The sequence below is a fragment of the Aureimonas ureilytica genome, from assembly GCF_001475935.1.
Classification (GTDB): Bacteria; Pseudomonadota; Alphaproteobacteria; order Rhizobiales; family Rhizobiaceae; genus Aureimonas; species Aureimonas ureilytica_A.
Genome location: NZ_LDQA01000024.1, coordinates 17731 through 37908, shown reverse-complemented (window position 1 = coordinate 37908; position 20178 = coordinate 17731). Strand labels below are relative to the sequence as shown.

Sequence of the window (20178 nt, the reverse complement as noted above, 5' to 3'; positions counted from 1 at the left end):
GGCGGTTGTCGGGGTCCGCAATGCGACCAACCCGAGCGATCTCGGGCTTTCATCCACCATGGATCAGCCGGCGGGACGATTGGTTGTGGTCTTCGATCCAGACCAGCAAATCGCCGAGCGGCATGGGTTTGGCCAAGAGATAGCCCTGGAAGTCGTTGCAGCCGACCGCCTTCAGGAAACGCAGTTGCGTAACGGTCTCGACGCCCTCCGCCACGCACTGCATCCGCATCGATTCGCAGAAGGCGATGATGGCGGACAGGATTTCCCGTCCCTTTCCGTCCTTGGCGCCCGCCATGAAGCTGCGATCGATCTTCACCTTGTCGATCGGTAATTGGCGGAGATAGCTCAGGCTCGACTGGCCCGTGCCGAAATCGTCGAGCGCGATCTGAATTCCCAGGGAATGCAGCAATCGCACCGAGGCCTCAGCCGCCTCGAAATCGCGCAGCACCGCCGTTTCGGTCAGCTCGACGATCAGGCGCGAGGGCACGATCTTGGAGCGCCGCACGAGCGACATGATGCTCAGCACCGTTTCGCGATTGGTGATGTCATGCGCCGACAGGTTGAAGGACAGCCTGATGTCGGGGGGAAGCTGATCAAGGCAGGCGAGGGCTTTGCCCAGAAGCGTCAGCGTCAGGCGATGGATCATGCCGGCCCGCTCGGCCGATGGAATGAAGACATCGGGTCCGACCCGCCCCAGATGCGGGCTGGTCCAGCGCGCCAGCGCCTCCACGGCTTTGAGGGATTCGGTGGCGATGCAGGCGATGGGCTGGAGATGAACCTCCATCTCCGCTTCGAGATCGGCCAGTTGAAGGGCTGCTTCCACCGCGCGCTCCGAGCGGATGCGCCGCTCATGCTCGGGCGAATACAGAATGGCGAAGCCACGCCGCTGGTTCTTGGCGGTGTAGAGCGCATAGTCGGCGCCATCATAGAGGGCGCGAGAACTGCCCTCCACATCGCGCATCATGGCCAGCCCGCAGGACGCGCCGATGGAAACGATGATGTCGCCCAGATGAAACGGCTGAGACAGGCTTTCGCAGGCGCGGGTGGCGACGAAAAGCGCGTGCTCGGGGCTTCCCTCGACCACGAAGGCGAACTCGTCCCCGCCCAGACGCGCCACCATCCCATGCGTTTCGAACACGCTTTGCAGGCGCTGGCCGACCGCCTCCAGGATCTGGTCTCCCAGAAGATGGCCGAACGTGTCGTTCGCCGCCTTGAAGCGATCGAGATCGATCACGCCGACGGCCAGATCCTGGTCCGAATTTCGGCAGCGCGCGATACGCGCGTCCGCTTCCGCGAAGAACAGCCGCCGGTTTGGCAGGCCGGTCAGCATGTCGGTATGAGCCAGCTTGGTGATTTCGCCGTTCAGCCGCTCGGTTTCCGCCTGGGTTCGGATCAGCTTTCGGAACCCGTCGAAACTGTTCAATAGAACCCGGATCAGCACCACCGTGACGAGAAAGATGTTGATGCCGATCGCGGTATAAACCGCATCGTTCCCCGATGAGTAGAAGATGAGATAAGGCAGCGTGACGATGGCCGTGACGCCCAAGGCCGCCTGCGGAAGATGCATCAAACAGAAGATGCAGCCGATCACCGTGATGGCGATGAAGATGGCGACATGGGCCTCCTGCCGGACATCTCCGTAGCGCCCCAGTTCCAGCGACCATGCGATATAGGTCATCGCCAGAAGGCACGCCAAAATCGTCGTTCGGCGCAGGGCGCGGATCGCTTCGGCCCCATCGATGACCTGTCGATGCGGACGCACCCAGCTCGCCAGCCGCACCATGCAGACGAAAACCAGCGCCATCGGCACCCAGACGGTCATCCAGACAGGCGCAATAGCGTAATGCGTGTAGGAAACGATCAGCGCATTCACGGTGAGCAGAGCGTAGAGAAGCGGAATTTGCCGCCGAAGCTCCTTCAGCTGGGCCGAAGCGAGAGCCGGGTCCACGGATCGAAGGGTCAACCAATCCCCGAAGGATTTCAACACCATCATTTGGCTTCCACTTGGTCCGACGGACTTGGCGTCCAAAGCCCGAGCCGTTCGAGGTTCGCCCTCGTTCGGCATCGGGCGCCAACGCTCCCTTGCGTCCCCAACCCTAGTTTGGATTCACGAATTTCCCGTTCACGGACGGGTGACGTAGCGGAAAATCCGTAGCGGACTGACATGTTTGCGAAACCGGCCGGCACCATCGCCGACCGTTTGCCGCTGTGGCGGCGGGCGCGACCCGCATTGCCCCGATGCCGGACACTCGCTAGTCTGTGATCGAAACAAGCGATCAAGGGGCCGTCGCGGGAGCATCGCGCCCGCATCGCCGTCTTGGGTCGCCGACGCTCACAGGCGTTCGATGGGTATGAACGCCCCCGCCACAGCGCTCAACTCCCGACCGTGAATCCATCGCAGGCCCGTCCATGCAGATCCGCCATCTCCGCTATTTCGTCACGCTGGCGCGGGTCGGGCATTTCCGGCGCGCCGCCGAAAGCTGCGGCGTGTCGCAACCCACGCTCTCGGCCGGCATCGGCTCGCTGGAGACGACGATGGGTGTGGAACTCGTGCGGCGCGACCGACGCTTCGTCGGCCTGACGGAGGAGGGCGAGGCCGCCTTGCCCTGGGCGCAGCAGATGCTCCATGACTTCGATAGCCTGCTGCGGGCGGCCGGGCGGCCCGGCATCGGGCTGACGGGGCGTGTTCGGCTCGGCGTCATCCCCGCCGCCATGCCGGCGGTCGGCGCCATCGCCCCGGTGCTCGCGGCCGAGCATCCCGAATTGCAGCTGGTCGTCCTGTCCATGACCTCGCGCGAGATCGAGCGCGCTCTTCACGCACACGACATCGAAGGCGGCATCACCTATCTCGATAACGAACCCTTGTCGGGCGTGATCAGCTGGACCTTCTACGAGGAACATTATCGCTTCGCGACCCCCGCGAACGGCCCCTTTGCGGGCCGCACGTCCATTACCTGGGCAGAAGCTGCCGCAGCGCCGCTCTGCCTCCTGACACGAGATATGCAGAACCGGCGCATTCTCGACGCGCAGATGGAGCGCGTCGGCATGGAGCCGCGCCCGCGCGCGACGGCCAATTCGTACGCCGCGCTTTTGTCGTTTGTGGGCATGGGCGAGTTGTCCTCGATCCTGCCCCATCCCCAGGCGGGAACCGCCGCGCGCGATCCGAGCATCCTGATCCTTCCCTTCGACGACCCGTCGCCGCCGCAGGCCGTCGGTCTCGTCGTGCTCGATCGTCATCCCATGTCGCCGCTGACGCGGGCCGTTCTCACCTGCGTGCGCTCGGTAGAGTTCCGCAAGCGGATCGAGTCCCTTCGAAACTCAGATGAACCGGCTATTTGATAGATTTCCTCTATCATTGATTGATCCATGCAGATTTGACTCGTTCCAAATTTCCCTCAACCCTCACGGGATAAGAAGGGGCGCGGTGTGATCACCGTAAGCCTCGCAATTGGGGGAAGAGATGAGTTCAACGACCCAAGCCGCCCGCCCGCCTGGAACGGGCTTTCTCGACCGGGAAAACACGGTCGCGAAAGCCGGATTCAACCGCTGGCTGATCCCGCCCTGCGCGCTCGCCATCCATCTGTGCATCGGCATGGCCTATGGCTTCTCGGTGTTCTGGCTGCCCTTGTCGCGCGCCATCGGCGTCAGCCAAGCAGTCGCCTGCGAAGGCATGACGCTTGGCTCCGCTCTGTTCACGACAACGTGCGACTGGCGCGTGTCGGACCTTCTTTGGATGTACACGCTCTTCTTTGTCGTCCTTGGCGCCTCCGCCGCCATCTGGGGCGGTTGGCTGGAGCGGGCGGGTCCGCGCAAAGCAGGCCTCGTAGCCGCCCTCTGCTGGTGCGGCGGCATGGTGATCTCGGCCCTTGGCATCTATGTGCACCAGCTCTGGCTGATGTGGCTGGGCTCCGGCATTATCGGCGGCGTCGGGCTTGGCCTCGGCTATATTTCGCCCGTCTCGACCCTCATCAAATGGTTTCCCGACCGGCGCGGCATGGCGACCGGCATGGCCATCATGGGCTTTGGCGGCGGCGCGATGATCGGCTCGCCGCTCGCCGACATGCTGATGCGCCATTTCGCGACCGCCCAGGGCGTCGGCGTCTGGCAGACATTCCTGGTGCTCGCGGCCGGCTATTTCGTCTTCATGGTGGCCGGCGCGCTCGGTTACCGCGTACCCCCTGAGAATTGGCGTCCGGCAGGCTGGACACCACCGGCCGCGACCGGTAACCGCATGATCGCGACCGGCGACGTGCACCTCAAGGACGCGCACAAGACCCCGCAGTTCTGGCTGATCTGGACCGTGCTCCTCCTCAACGTGACGGCTTCGATCGGCTTGATCGGCGTCGCCTCGCCCATGCTGCAGGAAATCTTCGGCGGCCGGTTGATCGGCGCGGATGGCGTCGCCTTCCTGAACTTCACCCCCGAGCAGCGCACGGCCGCGGCCGCCGTCGGCGCGGGCTTCGTCGGCCTTGTCTCGCTGTTCAATATCGGCGGGCGCTTCTTCTGGGCGTCCTTCTCCGACAAGGTCGGCCGCAAGACCATGTATGCGGTGATCCTGGCGCTCGGCATCGCGCTCTATGCCGCGCTGATCCCCTTCGCAGCGTCGAGCCGCCTGCTGTTCGTCTTCGTCGCGTCCTTCTGCGTGATCGCCTCCATGTATGGCGGCGGCTTCGCCACCGTGCCGGCCTATCTCGCCGACGTCTTCGGCACCAAGTTCGTCGGCGCGATCCACGGACGCCTCCTGACGGCCTGGTCGCTGGCAGGCATTTTCGGCGGTCTCATCACCGGCAATATCCGCGATGCGCGGATCGCCTCCGGCGTGCCGCGCGAGGCGGTCTATCAGCCGATCTTCTTCACCATGGCGGCGCTTCTGGCGGTGGGCTTCGTGGCCAACCTCCTGGTGCGGCCGGTGGCGGAGAAATGGCAGATGCGCCAAGAGGCCAAGGGCGGGGCGAAGCCGAAGCTTGCGACCGTCTCTTCGACCGCTGCGGCAAGCGTCGGCGGCGACTACGGCATCGGACGCGGCGGCGTCAGCGGCCCGGCCGTGATCGCCTGGCTGGCCGTTGGCCTGCCGCTTCTCTGGGGCGTCTACATCACGCTCATGAAGGCGACAGCCCTCTTCTAATCTCAATTCAGGCCGGCGCGCTTCCGCTGCGCCGGCCTTCCATTCTTTCGGGAGACCTTCATGCTCGATTCCGCACGGCGCTCCGCACCCTTCGACCGCGAACGGCTCGATGAGATCATCGCCGCGCATAAGAACCGGGCCGGCGCGCTCCTGCCGATCCTTCACGACATTCAGGCCGAGTTCGGCATGGTGGACGACGCCACCGTTCCCGTGATCGCCGAGGCGCTGAACCTGTCGCGCGCGGACGTGCACGGCGTTCTCACCTTCTACCACGACTTCCGCCGCCAGCCGGCCGGGCGTACCGTGGTCAAGATCTGTGCCGCCGAAGCCTGTCAGGCGGCGGGCGGGCGCCGGTTGCAGGCGGCTGCCGAACGGCTTCTGGGCGTCCCGATGAACGCAACCACCGGCGACGGCGCGGCGACGCTGGAGCCGGTCTATTGCCTCGGCCTCTGCTCCGTAGCGCCTGCCGCCATGGTGGACGGCAAGCTCCACGGCCGCTTGAGCGAAGACCGACTGACCACCATTATCGAGGAGGCGATCCGATGAGCGCGCCCATCCGCATCTTCGTGCCGCGCGATGCGGCCGCCGTCGCCGTCGGGGCCGACGAGGTCGCCGCCGCCTTTGCCGCATCCGGGCAAGCGCTGGAGATCGTGCGCACGGGCTCGCGCGGGATGCACTGGCTGGAGCCGCTGGTCGAAGTCGAGACGCCGAGCGGGCGCATCGGCTACGGGCCCGTCGTGCCGGGGGACGTGTCCGCCCTGATCGCGGCGGGCCTTCTGGAGGGCGGCGCGCATCCGCTCTGCATAGGGCGGCCGGAAGAGCATCCGTTCCTGGCTCGCCAGACGCGCTCCACCATGGCGCTCTGCGGTGTGGTCGATCCGCGCTCGGAAAGCGACTATGCCGCGCATGGCGGCTGGCGCGGCCTGAAGGTCGCCCTCGGCACGGACGCCGAGGCGCGCGTCAAGACGGTCGCGGCGTCGGGCCTTCGCGGGCGCGGCGGCGCGGGCTTCCCGACCGGCATCAAGTGGGACACGGTGCGCCGCGCTGTCGCCGATCAGAAGTATATCGTCTGCAATGCCGACGAAGGGGATTCGGGCACCTTCGCCGACCGCATGACCATGGAAGGCGATCCGTTCCGGCTGGTCGAGGGCATGGCCATCGCGGGCGTTTCGGTCGGCGCGACCTACGGCTATATCTACATCCGCTCCGAATATCCGCACGCGATCGAGGCGATGGAACAGGCCATCTTCGGCGCGCGGCGCGCCGGCTGGCTGGGCGCATCGGTGGGCGGTTCCGGCCTCGCCTTCGACATGGAAGTGCGCGTCGGCGCGGGGGCCTATGTCTGCGGCGAGGAAACCTCGCTTCTGAACTCCATCGAGGGCAAGCGCGGCATCGTGCGCGCCAAGCCTCCGCTGCCCGCGCTCCAGGGCCTGTTCGGCAAGCCGACCGTGGTCAACAACGTCCTCTCGCTCGCCGCCGTGCCTGCGATCTTCGCCGAAGGCCCGGAAGCCTATGAGCGGCTCGGCCTCGGTCGCTCGCGCGGCACCATGCCCGTGCAACTCGCCGGCAACGTGAAATATGGCGGCCTGGTCGAAGTGCCCTTCGGCATCACACTCGGCGAACTCGTCAACGAAATCGGCGGCGGCACGGCCTCGGGCCGGCCGGTGCGCGCGGTGCAGGTCGGCGGCCCGCTCGGCGCCTACTTTCCGCCTTCGCTCTTCGACACGCCTTTCGACTACGAGGAATTCACCAAGCGCGACGGCCTCATCGGCCATGGCGGCATCACCGTCTTCGACGACACGGTGGACATGGCCCATATGGCCCGGTTCGCCATGGAGTTCTGCGCGGCGGAAAGTTGCGGAAAGTGCACGCCCTGCCGCATCGGCGCGGTGCGCGGCGTCGAGACGGTGGACCGCATCCTCGAAAAGCGGTCGGCACGCCAGCCGGTCGCCGCTGAACTGACGCTTTTGGCCGATCTCTGCGACACCATGAAATTCGGCTCGCTCTGTGCGCTCGGCGGTTTCACGCCCTATCCCGTCACCAGCGCCATGACCCATTTCCCCGAAGATTTCGACCTCGACGCTCAGCCCCTTCCGGCCGGGCTCCAGGCGGCGGAATAAGGAGGACGTCCCCATGTCTCTCGTTCCCGAAACCGACTACGGCACGCCCGCCCGTCACGCCGACAAAAATGTGACGCTCACCATCGACGGCGAGACGGTCTCCGTCCCCATAGGCACCTCGCTGATGCGCGCGGCGGCCGAGATGGGCACCAAGATTCCGAAGCTCTGCGCGACGGACTCGCTCGAGCCCTTCGGCTCCTGTCGCATGTGCCTCGTCGAGGTCGAAGGCATGCGCGGCACGCCGGCCTCCTGCACGACCTTGGTGGCCGAGGGCATGGTGGTGAAGACGCAGACCGACCGGCTGGCGAAGCTGCGCCGGGGCGTGATGGAGCTTTACATCTCCGACCACCCACTGGACTGCCTGACCTGCTCCGCCAATGGCGACTGCGAATTGCAGGACACGGCCGGGGAAGTCGGCCTTCGCGAGGTCCGATACGGCCAGCATGGCGAAAACCATGTTCACGCTCACGAGCACGGCGCCCCGAACCCGCTCTTCATGGAGAAGGATCTCTCCAACCCCTATTTCCAGTATGACCCGTCGAAATGCATCGTCTGCTCGCGCTGCGTGCGGGCCTGCGAGGAGGTGCAGGGCACCTTCGCGCTGACGATCGCCGGCAGAGGCTTCGACAGCCGCGTGTCGCCCAGCCAGGGTCAGGACTTCTTCTCGTCCGAATGCGTCTCCTGCGGCGCCTGCGTGCAGGCTTGCCCGACCGCGACGCTGATGGAGAAGTCCGTCGTCGAACTCGGCGTGCCGGAGCATTCCAAGGTCACGACCTGCGCCTATTGCGGCGTCGGCTGCTCGTTCAAGGCCGAGATGCGTGGCGAGGAGCTGGTGCGCATGGTGCCGTGGAAGGACGGCAAGGCCAACCACGGGCATAGCTGCGTCAAGGGCCGCTTCGCCTATGGCTACGCCAACCATCGCGAACGCATCACCTCGCCGATGATCCGCGCCTCGACGTCTGAGCCCTGGCGCGAAGTCTCGTGGGAGGAGGCCATCGCCCACACGGCGTCCGAGTTCCGCCGCATCCAGGCGAAATACGGGCGCAACTCGGTCGGCGGCATCACCTCGTCCCGCTGCACCAACGAAGAGACCTTCCTCGTCCAGAAGCTGATCCGCGCGGGCTTCGGCAACAACAATGTCGACACCTGCGCCCGCGTCTGCCATTCGCCGACGGGCTACGGCCTGAAGACGACGCTCGGCACCTCGGCGGGCACGCAGGACTTCGATTCCGTCGAGGAAGCCGACGTCATCCTCGTGATCGGCGCCAACCCGACCGACGGCCACCCGGTCTTCGCCAGCCGCATGAAGAAGCGTCTGCGTGAGGGTGCCGAACTCATCGTCATCGACCCGCGCCGCATCGACCTCGTGAAAACGCCCCATGTCGAGGCCGCGCACCATCTGCCGCTGCGCCCCGGCACCAACGTCGCCGTGCTCACCGCCATGGCGCATGTGATTGTGACCGAAGGGCTGGTGGACGAAGCTTACGTGCGCGAGCGCTGCGACCTGGAGGCCTTCCAGGCCTGGGCCGAGTTCGTGTCGGACGCTTCGCGCTCGCCCGAAGCGACGGAGCCGATGACGCGCGTGCCGTCGGGCGATCTTCGCGCCGCCGCCCGCCTCTACGCCACCGGCGGTCGCGCCGCGATCTACTACGGTCTCGGCGTGACGGAGCACTCCCAGGGCTCCACCACCGTCATGGCCATCGCCAACCTTGCCATGGCCACCGGCAATATCGGCGTGCGGGGCGCGGGCGTGAACCCGCTGCGCGGCCAGAACAACGTGCAGGGCGCCTGCGACATGGGCTCCTTCCCGCACGAACTGTCGGGCTATCGCCACGTGTCGGACGATACGGCGCGCGCGCTGTTCGAGACCATGTGGGGCGTCGAGCTGGACGACGAGCCCGGCATGCGCATCCCCAACATGCTGGACGCCGCCGTCGAGGGCGAGTTCAAGGGCATCTATATCCAGGGCGAGGACATTCTCCAGTCCGACCCGAACACGCGCCATGTGACGGCGGGCCTCGCTGCCATGGAATGCGTCGTGGTGCAGGACCTGTTCCTGAACGAGACGGCCGTCCACGCCCATGTCTTCCTGCCGGGCTCGACCTTCCTGGAAAAGGACGGCACCTTCACCAATGCCGAGCGCCGCATCCAGCGCGTGCGCCGCGTGATGAAGCCGAAGAACGGCTATGCCGACTGGGAAATCACGCAGCTCCTCGCCAACGCGCTTGGCTTCCCGATGAACTACGCGCACCCGAGCGAGATCATGGACGAGATCGCGGCGCTCACCCCGACCTTCGCGGGCGTGTCCTACAAGCGATTGGAGACGGAAAGCCTCCAGTGGCCCGTCACCGACAAGGCTCCGCTCGGGACGCCCTTGATGCACATGGAAGGTTTCGTGCGCGGCAAGGGCCTCTTCGTCGTCACCGAATATGTGCCGACCGACGAGAAGGTCGGCCCGCGCTTCCCGCTGCTGCTCACAACCGGCCGCATCCTGTCGCAGTACAATGTCGGTGCGCAGACGCGGCGCACCGACAACGTGATGTGGCATGAGGAGGATCTTCTCGAAATTCACCCGCATGACGCCGAGGAGCGTGGCATTCGCGAGGGGGCCTTCGTCAAGGTCGCGAGCCGGGCAGGCGACACGACCTTGCGCGCCAAGATCACGACCCGCGTCGCGCCGGGCGTCATCTACACGACCTTCCACCATCCGCTGACGCAAGCAAATGTCGTGACGACGGATTATTCCGACTGGGCCACCAACTGCCCGGAATATAAGGTCACGGCGGTGCAGGTCTCGCCCTCCAACGGGCCTTCGGACTGGCAGGAGCACTATAACTCCTTCGCAGCGACCTCGCGCCGCGTCGCGCAAGCGGAGCCTGCCGAATGAGCGCCGTGGAGGAAAAGCATGCCGGCGAGGCCGAGCGCCTCGTCATCATGGTCAATCAGGTGGCGCAGTTCTTCGAAAGCCAGGCGCACGAACCGGGCGTTCTGGGGATCGCCGATCATGTGGCGGCCTTCTGGACGCCACGCATGCGTGACATGATCTTCCGGCATCTGGACGCGGGTGGCCAAGGCCTGCGCCCGCTCGCCCGCGAAGGTCTGGAATCCTTGCGCGCCCGCCCGCCCAAAGCCGCCCGCAAGAAACTGGAAGCCGCCGGCGGTATCTCCGTCGGCACCATGCCGGGCGCGGACGCCGGCTGACGGCGCAAAGCCTCAAGCCTTTGAGCTTACAAGAAAGCCCCCGCCGAATTCCTTCGGCGGGGGCTTTCTCGTTGTGGGAAGGCAGCCTGCGCTCAGGCTGCCTCGTGTTCTCAAAGCTGCTTCAGCAACTCGTCGATCGAGGCCTTGGCATCGCCATAGAGCATCCGCGTGTTCTCCTTGTAGAACAGCGGATTCTCGATGCCGGAATAGCCCGTGCCCTGGCCGCGCTTGGACACGAAAACCTGCTTGGCCTTCCACACCTCGATCACGGGCATTCCGGCGATCGGCGAGTTCGGGTCTTCTTCGGCCGCCGGGTTCACGATGTCGTTCGAGCCGACGACGATCGCGACATCCGTGGACGGAAAGTCCTCGTTGATCTCGTCCATTTCCAGAACGATGTCGTAGGGCACCTTGGCCTCGGCGAGCAGCACGTTCATATGGCCCGGCAGACGGCCCGCGACCGGGTGGATGGCGAAGCGCACATTCTTGCCCTTGGCACGAAGCCGGCGCGTCAACTCCGAAATCGAGCCCTGCGCTTGCGCCACCGCCATGCCGTAGCCCGGCACGATGATGATGGAATCGGCCTCGTCCAGCGCCTGCGCGACGCCATCGACCGAGATCGCCACCTGTTCGCCCGTGATCTCCTGCGCCGGTCCCGTGGTCCCGCCCCAGCCGCCGAGAATGACCGACACGAAGTTCCGGTTCATGGCGCGGCACATGATGTAGGACAGGATCGCGCCGGACGAGCCGACGAGCGCGCCGGTGACGATCAGGAGATCGTTCGACAGGGTGAAGCCGATGGCCGCCGCCGCCCAGCCGGAATAGGAGTTCAGCATGGAGACGACGACGGGCATGTCCGCCCCGCCGATCGCCATGATGAGATGCCAGCCGAGCGCGCCGGCCAGGATCGCGACGAGGATCAGCGTCCAGATGCCGGCCCCGTTGAAGTAGAGAAGGCCGAGCAGGAGCGCGAGTGCGAGGCCCGCAAGGTTGATCGCATGGCGGTTCGGCAGAACCAGCGCCTTGGAGTTGAGGCGTCCCGACAGCTTGCCATAGGCGACCACCGAGCCGGTGAAGGTCAGCGCGCCGATGAAGACGCCCAGAAACACCTCGACCCGCATGATGGTGAGTTCCACCGGCGTCTTGTGCGCGAGCGTCGCGGCAAAGCCGGACAGCGCCTCCACCGCGCCGCTCGCATGAGCGGCAGCGACCCGGCTCGCCTCGATATCGGCGTTGAAGCCGATGAACACGGCGGCGAGCCCGACGAAGGAGTGAAGCGCGGCGACGAGTTCGGGCATCTGCGTCATCTGCACGCGGCCCGCAAGCACGCCGCCCGCCACCGCGCCGATGCCGATCATCGGCAGGATCAGCCAATGGCCGGAGACGCCCGGCCCGAAGATCGTGGCGACGATGGCGAGCGCCATGCCGGAGATGCCGTACCAGACGGCGCGCTTGGCGCTTTCCTGGTTGGACAGGCCGCCCAGCGAGAGAATGAAAAGAATGGCCGCGACGATATAGGCCGCGCCGACAAGTCCTTGGCTCATGGATGCGTCCTCCCGCTCAGCTCTTCTGGAACATCTTCAGCATCCGGCGCGTCACCATGAAGCCGCCGAAGATGTTGACCGATGCGATGAGGATGGAGATGGCCGCCAGGATCGTCACGATCGCGCTGGACGAGCCGACCTGAAGCAGCGCACCCAGGATGATGATGGACGACACGGCGTTGGTCACGGCCATGAGCGGCGTGTGCAGCGCGTGGCTGACATTCCAGATGACGTGATAGCCGACGAAGCAGGACAGGGCGAAGACCACGAAATGCTGAAGAAAGCTCGGCGGCGCGACGAGGCCGATGAGCAGCATCAGCGCAGCGCCCCCCGCCAGCAGCGCGACCTGCCGCTGGCCGGCCTTGCGCGCCGTCGCGGCCTCGCGCAAAGCCTTCGCTTCGGCGCTTTCCTCGGGAGCCTTCTTGGCGGGCTGGCGGGCGATGGCCTGAATCTTCGGCGGCGGCGGCGGGTAGGTGATCGCGCCCTGATGGGTCACGGTCGCGCCGCGAATGACGTCATCCTCCATGTTGACGACCGGCACGCCATCCTTCTTCGGCGTCAGATCGTCCATCATATGGCGGATATTGGTGGCGTAGAGGCTGGAGGCCTGTGTCGCCATGCGGCTGGGATAGTCGGTATAGCCGACGATCGTGACGCCGTTCGGCGTCTCCACCACCTCGTCGGGCACGGTCAGGTCGCAATTGCCGCCGCGCTCGGCGGCGAGATCCACCACGACCGAGCCCGGCTTCATCAGCGCCACCATGTCGGCGAGCCAGAGCTTGGGCGCGTCGCGGCCGGGAATCAGCGCCGTGGTGATGACGATATCGACCTCCGGCGCCTGCGCGCGGAAGAGTTCGAGCTGCTTGGCGCGGAATTCAGGGCTGGAAGGCGCGGCATAGCCGCCCGTCGCCGCGCCGTCGGCCGCATCCGTGAAGTCGAGGAACAGGAACTCCGCGCCCATGGACTGGATCTGCTCGGAGACTTCGGGGCGCACGTCGAAGGCGCGGACCTGGGCGCCGAGCGACTGCGCCGCGCCGATGGCGGCGAGGCCCGCGACACCCGCGCCGATGACGAGAACCTTGGCCGGCGGCACCTTGCCGGCGGCGGTGATCTGACCCGTGAAGAAGCGGCCGAAGCGGTTGCCGGCCTCGATCACGGCGCGGTAGCCCGCGATATTGGCCATGGAGGACAGGGCGTCCATCTTCTGCGCGCGGCTGATGCGCGGCACCATGTCCATGGCGAGCGTGGTCACGCCCCGCTCGCGCAGCGCTTCCAGAAGAGCGGGGTTCTGCGCGGGATAAAGGAAAGAGATGAGGATCTGGCCCGAACGGACCAGCGCGACCTCGTCCGGCTCGGGCGGGCGCACCTTGGCAACGATGTCGGCTTCGGCAAAGAGCGCGGCCGCATCCGGCACGACCCGCGCGCCGGCCGCCTCATAGGCCGCATCCGAGAAGCGCGCCGCTTCGCCCGCACCCGATTCCACGAGGCAGCTATAGCCGAGCTTGCGCAACCGCTCGACGCTGTCCGGGCTCAGCGCCACCCGCCGCTCGCCCGGTCTGGTTTCCCTAGGGACACCGAACTTCATATCGATCACTCTCCTCCCACGAGACGGACACAAGGGTTCCTCTCCCCCTCGGTTCGCTCGAACGCGTCTCCCTCGGCTCGGAAGGCCCGGTTCGACAAGACGAACCGTACCTTTCAAACCGGCTCCTCTTGGCCGCAAATCAGCCTCTACTGGGCTCCCCGAAAAATCGCAAAGCCTCTGACGCGGGTGCGCGATCGCAAACCGGAAATACTTAACTTATATCGACGCCGGGAAGCTCACGGGCCGTTTCGCGACCCGACAGGGCATGGCCCAGAAACAGGCTGAACAGCTCCTGCTGGCTGGCGATCCCCAGCTTGGCATAGATGCTCTTGCGGTGATTCTTCACCGTTCCCTCGGCGATCCCGAGCAGCGAGGCGACCGAATGGGTCGAATGGCCGCGCAGCACCATCTGCGTCACCATGCGCTCGCGCGTCGAGAGAAGACCCGGGCAGAAGCGGGCGAAGGCGTCGTCCAATCCATGATCCGCGTCGAACGGGTCCGCGCCGAGCGCCGGCTCGCCTTGCGGCGCGGCGAGATCGGTCCACTGGCGGCGCAGCGTCTCTCGAACGATCGGCTCGGCGGCGCTCAGGCGGTCGAACTCGGCCTCGCTGAAGGGCGGGCGGCCGGCGCTGCGCATCAGCGAGTAGACCGCCGTCAGCCCGCGCGGCAGATCCACGATGAAGCCGATTTCCTCCGCGAGCGACCCGGACTCCATGGAGATGCAGGGATGCACCTCCCAATTGTTCACGTATTCGCCCTCGAAAAAGGCGTCGGGCGCCAACTGGCGCATCCGGTAAAGGCCCGATGGTACGGGCTCGGCGCAGGCGACATAGAAGGGGTCGAGCAGATAGGCCCCGTCGAGATAGGCGTCGAGCGCCGCTCCCGGCCGATGCCCGCCGAACCCGTCGTGAAGATACAGCGGCCGACCGCTCGCGGGATAGGCGAAGACAACGCTGAGATCGAACGGGGCCAGCCCGCGCAGCGCCTCATCCAGCACATCGGGCAGATCGGGCTCCCCCAGACGCGCGATCAGTCGCGAGACATCCGACAGCCAGCTCGCGCCCGCATGGGCTTCCCGCCCGCCTCCCGCCGGAGATCGCGCCATATGCTCAGCACCCCCATTCACCCAACCGATCGGACGGAAGGGAGCCTAACAAAGCGACTGGACGGTGGAATAGCCCTTTGGTGATATTGCACAGGTCTTAACCCTGCCTCCAGACTAGGCAGATTGGCGGGTCGGCTGGAAGATCGCCCCCGCTGGAGACCCATGACTGATCGCAGTCAGGGACGTGCATGCAGCCGCAGAACACGGAGAGGTCGATGACAAGCCCAGTGCCGCCGGGAGTTCCCGCCACCTATACCGACGATCAGAAACACGCCGACATGCAGGTTCTGCATTCGATGGGCTATGCGCAGGAGCTGGAGCGGCGCATGAGCCGCTTTTCCAACTTCGCCATTTCCTTCTCGATCATCTGCATCCTGTCGGGCGGCATCAATTCGCTGGCCCAGGCGACGTCCGGGGCCGGAGGCGCCGCCATCGGCATCGGCTGGCCGCTCGGCTGCGCGGTCTCGGCCGTCTTCGCCATCGCCATGGCGCAGATCGCCTCGGCCTATCCGACGGCGGGCGGCCTCTATCACTGGGGCTCGATCCTCGGCAACCGCTTCATCGGCTGGTTGACCGCCTGGTTCAACCTTCTCGGCCTCGTCACGGTGCTGGGCGCCATCAATGTCGGCACCTATTACTTCTTCTACGGCGCCTTCGGCCCGGCGCTCGGCATGAGCGACACGATCGGCACGCGCATCGGCTTTCTCGTCGTCATCACAGCGCTTCAGGCCGTGATCAACCATGTCGGCATCGGACTGACGGCCAAGCTCACCGACTTCTCGGGATCGCTGATCCTCGCCACCTCGGTCGTGCTGGCGCTCACCTTCCTCGCCTGCGCCCCGTCCTGGGACGTCGCCCGGCTCTTCACCTTCCACAATTATTCTGGCGCGGCGGGCGGCAATGTCTGGCCGGAAATGTCGACGGGCTGGGCCTTCCTGCTCGGCCTGCTCCTGCCGATCTATACGATCACCGGCTATGACGCCTCGGCCCACACGTCGGAGGAAACGCGGGACGCGGCGAGCGCCGTGCCGAAGGGCATGGTCTCCTCCGTCCTCTGGTCGAGCATCGCCGGCTATATCGTGCTCTGCTCCTTCGTCCTGATGATCCCGGATATGGACGCCGCCGCCGCGCAGGGCTGGAACGTCTTCTTCTGGGCCATGGACACGCAGGTGCCCGCGCTCTGGCGCGACATTCTCTATGCCGCGATCTTCGTCGCCCAATTCCTCTGCGGCATGGCGACGGTCACCTCCGTCTCGCGCATGATCTTCGCCTTCTCGCGCGACGGCGGCCTGCCGGCCTCCAAGACGCTCGCCTCGGTCCATCCGCGCTTCCGCACGCCGGTGCCAGCCATCTGGACGGGCGCGATCCTGTCGGTGCTCTTCGTCTGGGGCACCTCGCTCGTCAGCTTCGGCGAAACCTCGGCCTATGCGATCGTCGTCTCCTGCACGGTGATCTTCCTGTTCTTCTCCTTCGCCATCCCGATCGTCGCGGGGCTTCTGGCCTATGGCGGCGCGAAATGGCCGAAGATGGGGCCGTGGAATATCGGGCGCGGGCCGTTCATGCTGGCCGGCATTCTCTCCATCCTCGCCATGGTGCTGATCTTCGTGCTCGGCGTGCAGCCGCCCAATGACAACGCCCTCTACATCACGCTCGGCTTCCTCGTCGTGTCGGGTCTGGTCTGGTTCCTGTTCGAGCGTCGGCGCTTCATGGGGCCTCCCATCGGCGCCGAGATCGCCAAGCGGCAGGCCGCCATCCGTGCCGCCGAAAGCGCCGTCGGCGAAACGCGCTGACGTCAGGCCGCAAGGGCGAGGTGGCTTCGGGTCGCCTCGCCCATTCGATCTTGCAGGGAGACCCAACATGACGGGACGTTTGAACGGCCGCAGCACGCTCGTGTCGGGCGGGGCCGATGGATGCGGCGCGGCCGCCGCGCGGATTTTTGCCCGCGAGGGCGCGCGCGTGACGATCGTGGATCGGCAGCGCGAAAAGGGCGAGGCGCTGGCCGCCGACATCCGGGCGGGCGGCGGCGAGGCGATCTTCGCCGAGGCCGACGCGTCGAAGCGCGATGCGGTGGAGGCGGCGGTCGCGGCCGCCCACCAAGCCTTCGGCGCGCCGACCGCCCTCTTCAACCATGCCGGCTCGATCGTGGTGAAGCCCTTCCTGGAGACGAGCGACGAGGACTACGACTGGCTGATGGACGTGAATGTCCGCTCCATGTTTCTGATGACGCGCGCGGTTCTGCCGGGCATGATCGCGGCGGGCGGCGGGGCGATCGTCTGCACCTCCTCCATCTCGGCCGTGGCGGCGACGCCCGCCGAGGTGCTCTACGACATGACAAAGGGCGCGGTGCACATGTTCGCCCGCGCCATCGGCGTGGAGTTCCGCGACAAGGGCGTGCGCTGCAACGCCGTCTGCCCCGGCTTCATCGCGACGGCCCATGGCAACCGCGAGGTCGAACTCCTGACCGCCCACGGCGTCGATGCTTCGGAGGCGGCCATCGCGGCGGGGCAGGGGCGCATGTGCCGGCCGGAGGAAGTGGCGAATGCCGCGCTCTTCCTGCTCAGCGACGAGGCGAGCTTCGTCAACGGCGCGCATCTCTTCGTGGACAACGGCTTCACCGCCATCTGAGGGAGAGGGCCTCATGACATTCGAAAAGGGCGGCCTCTGGCGCAACTGGGTCGGCAACCAGTCCTGCATCTCGCGCTACAAGGCCATGCCGACCGAGGAAGCGCAGCTTTGCGAGATGGTGGCCGAGGCGGACCGGCTGGACCTGCCCGTGCGCGTCGCCGGTTCGGGCCATTCCTTCACGCCCGTCGTCGGCACGAGCGGCCTGCGCCTCTCGCTTCAGGAGATGAAGGGCGTCCTTAAGGTCGAGGGCGAGCATGTCACGGTCGCCGCCGGCACGCGGATCGGCGATGTCGGCCGGGCGCTGAAGGACCTGGGTCTTTCGCTCTCCAACCAGGGCGATATCGACACGCAGGCCATTGCCGGCGCTTTCACCACGGGCACCCATGGCACCGGCCTAACGCTCGGCTGCCTCGCCTCGCAGATCGTGGGGCTGCGCCTCGTCCAGCCGGACGGCTCGGTTCTGGACGTGGACGGGTCCGACCCCGACCTGCTGCTCGCCGCCCGCGTCTCGCTCGGCACGCTCGGGGTCATTTCGGCCATTACCTTGAAGACCGTCCCCGCCTATAATCTTCACGAGCATGTCTGGCGGGACGATTTCGAGACCTGCATGGAGCGCCATGACGAGCTGGCGGCGAACCACCGCCATTTCGGCTTCTTCTGGTGCCCGGTGCCCGAAAGCCGGCATCTTTACTGCCTGGCCGACACATCGGACGCGCCGCGCTCCACCACGCGCAAGACCTCCGACGTCTGCGAGATGAAGGTGATGGACATCACCGAGGGCGAGCCGATGGAAGCGCCTTTCGAGAAGATCGCCTATTCCTCGGAGGTCTATCCGATCGAATACGTGCCGAACTTCGTGGAACTCGAATATGCCGTGCCGCTCCGGCACGGGAAAGAGGCGGTTCGGGCGGTGCGCGAGCTGATGCTGACCAATCACACCAACTGCATCTACCCCATCGAATACCGGTTCACCGCCGGAGACGACGCCTGGATGAGCCCGTTCCACAGGCAGGATTCGATCACGCTGTCGGTCTCGGGCGGCCCTGGCATCGACTATTGGGACTTTCTGCGCGATGTGGATGCGATCCTGCGGCGCTACGATTCCCGCCCGCACTGGGGCAAGATGCACTTCCTCGACGAGGCGGACGTGACGCATCTCTATCCGCACGCCAACGATTTCCGCGCCCTGCGCCGGCGGCTCGATCCCGCCGGCCGCTTTCTCAACGACCATGTGCGGATGCTCCTGGGCTAGAACCGGCCTCGTCCTTTCGGACGAGGCCATTCCTCCGAAGCCGAGGCCCTGCGGATGCCGTCGGGCCGTGCTTCGATCCGAAGCCCCGTCCACGAGCTGCGCGCCGCCCTCGATGGGTAACCTGGGCCATATCCAGCCCATGGCCCCATTCCAGGTGGACGGGGAGGCTTTTCACCAGTGGCCGATAGGGGAGTTCTCGACCTTGACCTCGATGCCCTGGTTCGAGGCCTCGAAGCGCTCGATCACGAGCGCCATCACCGCGCAGCCGAAGCCGACGTCTTGGCAGGCGCGGGGGATTTCGTCCGCAAGGGCCGTCGAGGCGAAAGCCATGGACGCGCCGAGCGCCCAGACGGCCAAGAACGGCCTGTGCCGCTTTCCCGGTTGAACGTCATCCCTGGTCGCTGGCGAGACTCCCACATTTCAGGCCATACGCTCGGAATAATTGGTCTTACCAGATTTTCGATGATCCAAGAGTGGCTGAGAGTCTTGTCCCAGGCCTGCGGCGCGCGCTGTCTTGACATTCGCTGGAACGCTGTGTCTGGTCTGACCAACGACGCGCACCGGAAGTTTTGACGCGCCGATCCGTGACGGGAGGAGCATTCGGACATGCTGAGGTTTGCGGCCGTGGGTATCGATCACGGGCACATTTTCGACCATATCAAGGGACTGATCGCGGCGGGCTGCGACTTCGCGGGCTATTGTCCGGAGACCACCGCGCCCGGCGTCCTCAAGGCCCTCGAAACCGATTATCCGAACGCGCCCAAGCTCGACCGCGATGCGATCTTCGCCGACGCGTCGATCGACATCATCTGCATCGCCGCCATTCCCGCCGATCGCGCCGGGCTCGCGGTGCGCGCCATGAAGGCGGGCAAGGACGTGATGACCGACAAGCCGGGCGTCACCACCTTCGCCCAGCTCGAAGAGGTCCGCCGCACGGTGGAGGAAACCGGAAAAATCTTCTCGGTCTGCTTCACCGAACGCCACAGCGTGCGCTCTGCCGTGAAGGCTGGCGAACTCGTGCGCGAGGGCCGCATTGGGCGGGTCGTGCAGACCATGGGCATGGGGCCGCACCGGCTGCAACTCGCCACCCGCCCGGACTGGTTCTTCGATCCCGACCGCTTCGGCGGCATCATCGTGGACATCGCGTCCCACCAGATCGACCAGTTCCTCTATTACACGGGCTCCGAGACCGCCGAGATCGTGTCGAGCGCGATCGGCAATTTCGCCATGCCCGACAAACCCCGCTTCCAGGATTACGGCGAAATCCTGCTGCGCTCGGACAAGGCGTCGGGCTTCGTGCGCGTCGACTGGTTCACGCCCGACGCGCTCGGCACCTGGGGCGACGGCCGCCTGACGATCCTGGGAACCGAAGGCTATATCGAGCTGCGCAAATATATCGACATTTCCGGCCGTCCGGGGAAGGACCACCTCTTCCTCGTCAACGGAACCGAGAACGTCCATATCGACTGCAGCGAAGAGAAGCTGCCCTATTTCCAGGCCTTCGCCGACGACGTGAAGCACCGCACCCAAACCGCCATGCCGCAGCGCCATGTCTTCGAGGTGTGCCGCCTGTCGTTGGAAGCGCAGGCGAACGCCGTGCGCCTCGGCCATCGCTGAGAGT

At 66.0% G+C, this 20178-nt stretch carries 15 protein-coding genes; 10 read left to right on the top strand and 5 right to left on the bottom strand.

Features of this window, described 5'->3' with window-relative positions; all coding sequences use genetic code 11:
* Window positions 1-49 precede the first annotated feature (49 nt).
* Window positions 50-1963, bottom strand: coding sequence for a putative bifunctional diguanylate cyclase/phosphodiesterase (locus NS365_RS10935; protein ID WP_058600421.1), 1914 nt, complete (start codon window positions 1961-1963; stop codon window positions 50-52).
* Between the two features lie 446 nt (window positions 1964-2409).
* Between NS365_RS10935 and NS365_RS10930 the strand changes: the two genes are divergently transcribed.
* The 6 genes from NS365_RS10930 to NS365_RS10905 all read left to right on the top strand — a co-directional run bounded on the left by NS365_RS10930 (window position 2410) and on the right by NS365_RS10905 (window position 10446).
* Window positions 2410-3339 (top strand): LysR family transcriptional regulator, encoded by a 930-nt coding sequence (locus NS365_RS10930; protein ID WP_058600323.1) that lies wholly within the window; start codon window positions 2410-2412, stop codon window positions 3337-3339.
* 121 nt (window positions 3340-3460) lie between these two features.
* The gene (locus NS365_RS10925) at window positions 3461-5125 is read left to right on the top strand and encodes an OFA family MFS transporter (protein ID WP_058600322.1); all 1665 of its coding nucleotides are present in this window, start codon (window positions 3461-3463) and stop codon (window positions 5123-5125) included.
* 60 nt (window positions 5126-5185) lie between these two features.
* A complete protein-coding gene (locus NS365_RS10920) occupies window positions 5186-5671 on the top strand; it encodes a formate dehydrogenase subunit gamma (RefSeq protein WP_058600321.1) in 486 nt (161 codons plus the stop codon).
* Window positions 5668-7245: a formate dehydrogenase beta subunit gene (locus tag NS365_RS10915; RefSeq protein WP_058600320.1), complete on the top strand. Its 1578-nt coding sequence runs from the start codon at window positions 5668-5670 to the stop codon at window positions 7243-7245. The genes NS365_RS10920 and NS365_RS10915 overlap by 4 nt, the downstream gene beginning before the upstream one ends.
* Window positions 7246-7258: 13 nt before the next feature.
* On the top strand, window positions 7259-10132 hold the full coding sequence (fdhF, locus tag NS365_RS10910; protein ID WP_058600319.1) for a formate dehydrogenase subunit alpha: 2874 nt from the start codon (window positions 7259-7261) through the stop codon (window positions 10130-10132).
* Window positions 10129-10446, top strand: coding sequence for a formate dehydrogenase subunit delta (locus NS365_RS10905; RefSeq protein WP_082684553.1), 318 nt, complete (start codon window positions 10129-10131; stop codon window positions 10444-10446). The genes fdhF and NS365_RS10905 overlap by 4 nt, the downstream gene beginning before the upstream one ends.
* A gap of 110 nt (window positions 10447-10556) precedes the next feature.
* Here the strand turns inward: NS365_RS10905 and NS365_RS10900 are convergent, their stop codons facing one another.
* From NS365_RS10900 to NS365_RS10890, 3 genes are all read right to left on the bottom strand, one after another.
* Window positions 10557-11990 carry an NAD(P)(+) transhydrogenase (Re/Si-specific) subunit beta gene (locus NS365_RS10900; protein WP_058600318.1) on the bottom strand — a complete coding sequence of 478 codons (1434 nt, stop codon included), beginning with the start codon at window positions 11988-11990 and terminating at the stop codon, window positions 10557-10559.
* A 16-nt stretch (window positions 11991-12006) separates the two neighbouring features.
* Window positions 12007-13575, bottom strand: coding sequence for a Re/Si-specific NAD(P)(+) transhydrogenase subunit alpha (locus NS365_RS10895; RefSeq protein WP_058600317.1), 1569 nt, complete (start codon window positions 13573-13575; stop codon window positions 12007-12009).
* A gap of 211 nt (window positions 13576-13786) precedes the next feature.
* Entirely contained in the window at window positions 13787-14680 is an 894-nt protein-coding gene (locus NS365_RS10890; RefSeq protein ID WP_082684552.1) for a helix-turn-helix transcriptional regulator, read from the bottom strand.
* A gap of 215 nt (window positions 14681-14895) precedes the next feature.
* Here NS365_RS10890 and NS365_RS10885 point away from each other — a divergent pair, with 215 nt between their 5' ends.
* The 3 genes from NS365_RS10885 (at window position 14896) to NS365_RS10875 (ending at window position 18557) form a co-directional block, all read left to right on the top strand.
* A complete protein-coding gene (locus NS365_RS10885) occupies window positions 14896-16470 on the top strand; it encodes an amino acid permease (protein WP_058600419.1) in 1575 nt (524 codons plus the stop codon).
* A 67-nt stretch (window positions 16471-16537) separates the two neighbouring features.
* Window positions 16538-17305 (top strand): SDR family NAD(P)-dependent oxidoreductase, encoded by a 768-nt coding sequence (locus NS365_RS10880; protein ID WP_058600316.1) that lies wholly within the window; start codon window positions 16538-16540, stop codon window positions 17303-17305.
* A 13-nt stretch (window positions 17306-17318) separates the two neighbouring features.
* Window positions 17319-18557, top strand: a complete 1239-nt coding sequence (locus NS365_RS10875; RefSeq protein WP_058600315.1) for a D-arabinono-1,4-lactone oxidase — start codon at window positions 17319-17321, stop codon at window positions 18555-18557.
* A 171-nt stretch (window positions 18558-18728) separates the two neighbouring features.
* On the opposite strand, the gene NS365_RS10870 is transcribed toward NS365_RS10875, so the two are convergent.
* Window positions 18729-18914 carry a hypothetical protein gene (locus tag NS365_RS10870; RefSeq protein ID WP_058600314.1) on the bottom strand — a complete coding sequence of 62 codons (186 nt, stop codon included), beginning with the start codon at window positions 18912-18914 and terminating at the stop codon, window positions 18729-18731.
* Between the two features lie 249 nt (window positions 18915-19163).
* Here NS365_RS10870 and NS365_RS10865 point away from each other — a divergent pair, with 249 nt between their 5' ends.
* Window positions 19164-20174 (top strand): Gfo/Idh/MocA family protein, encoded by a 1011-nt coding sequence (locus NS365_RS10865; RefSeq protein WP_058600313.1) that lies wholly within the window; start codon window positions 19164-19166, stop codon window positions 20172-20174.
* The last annotated feature ends 4 nt before the right edge of the window (window positions 20175-20178 follow it).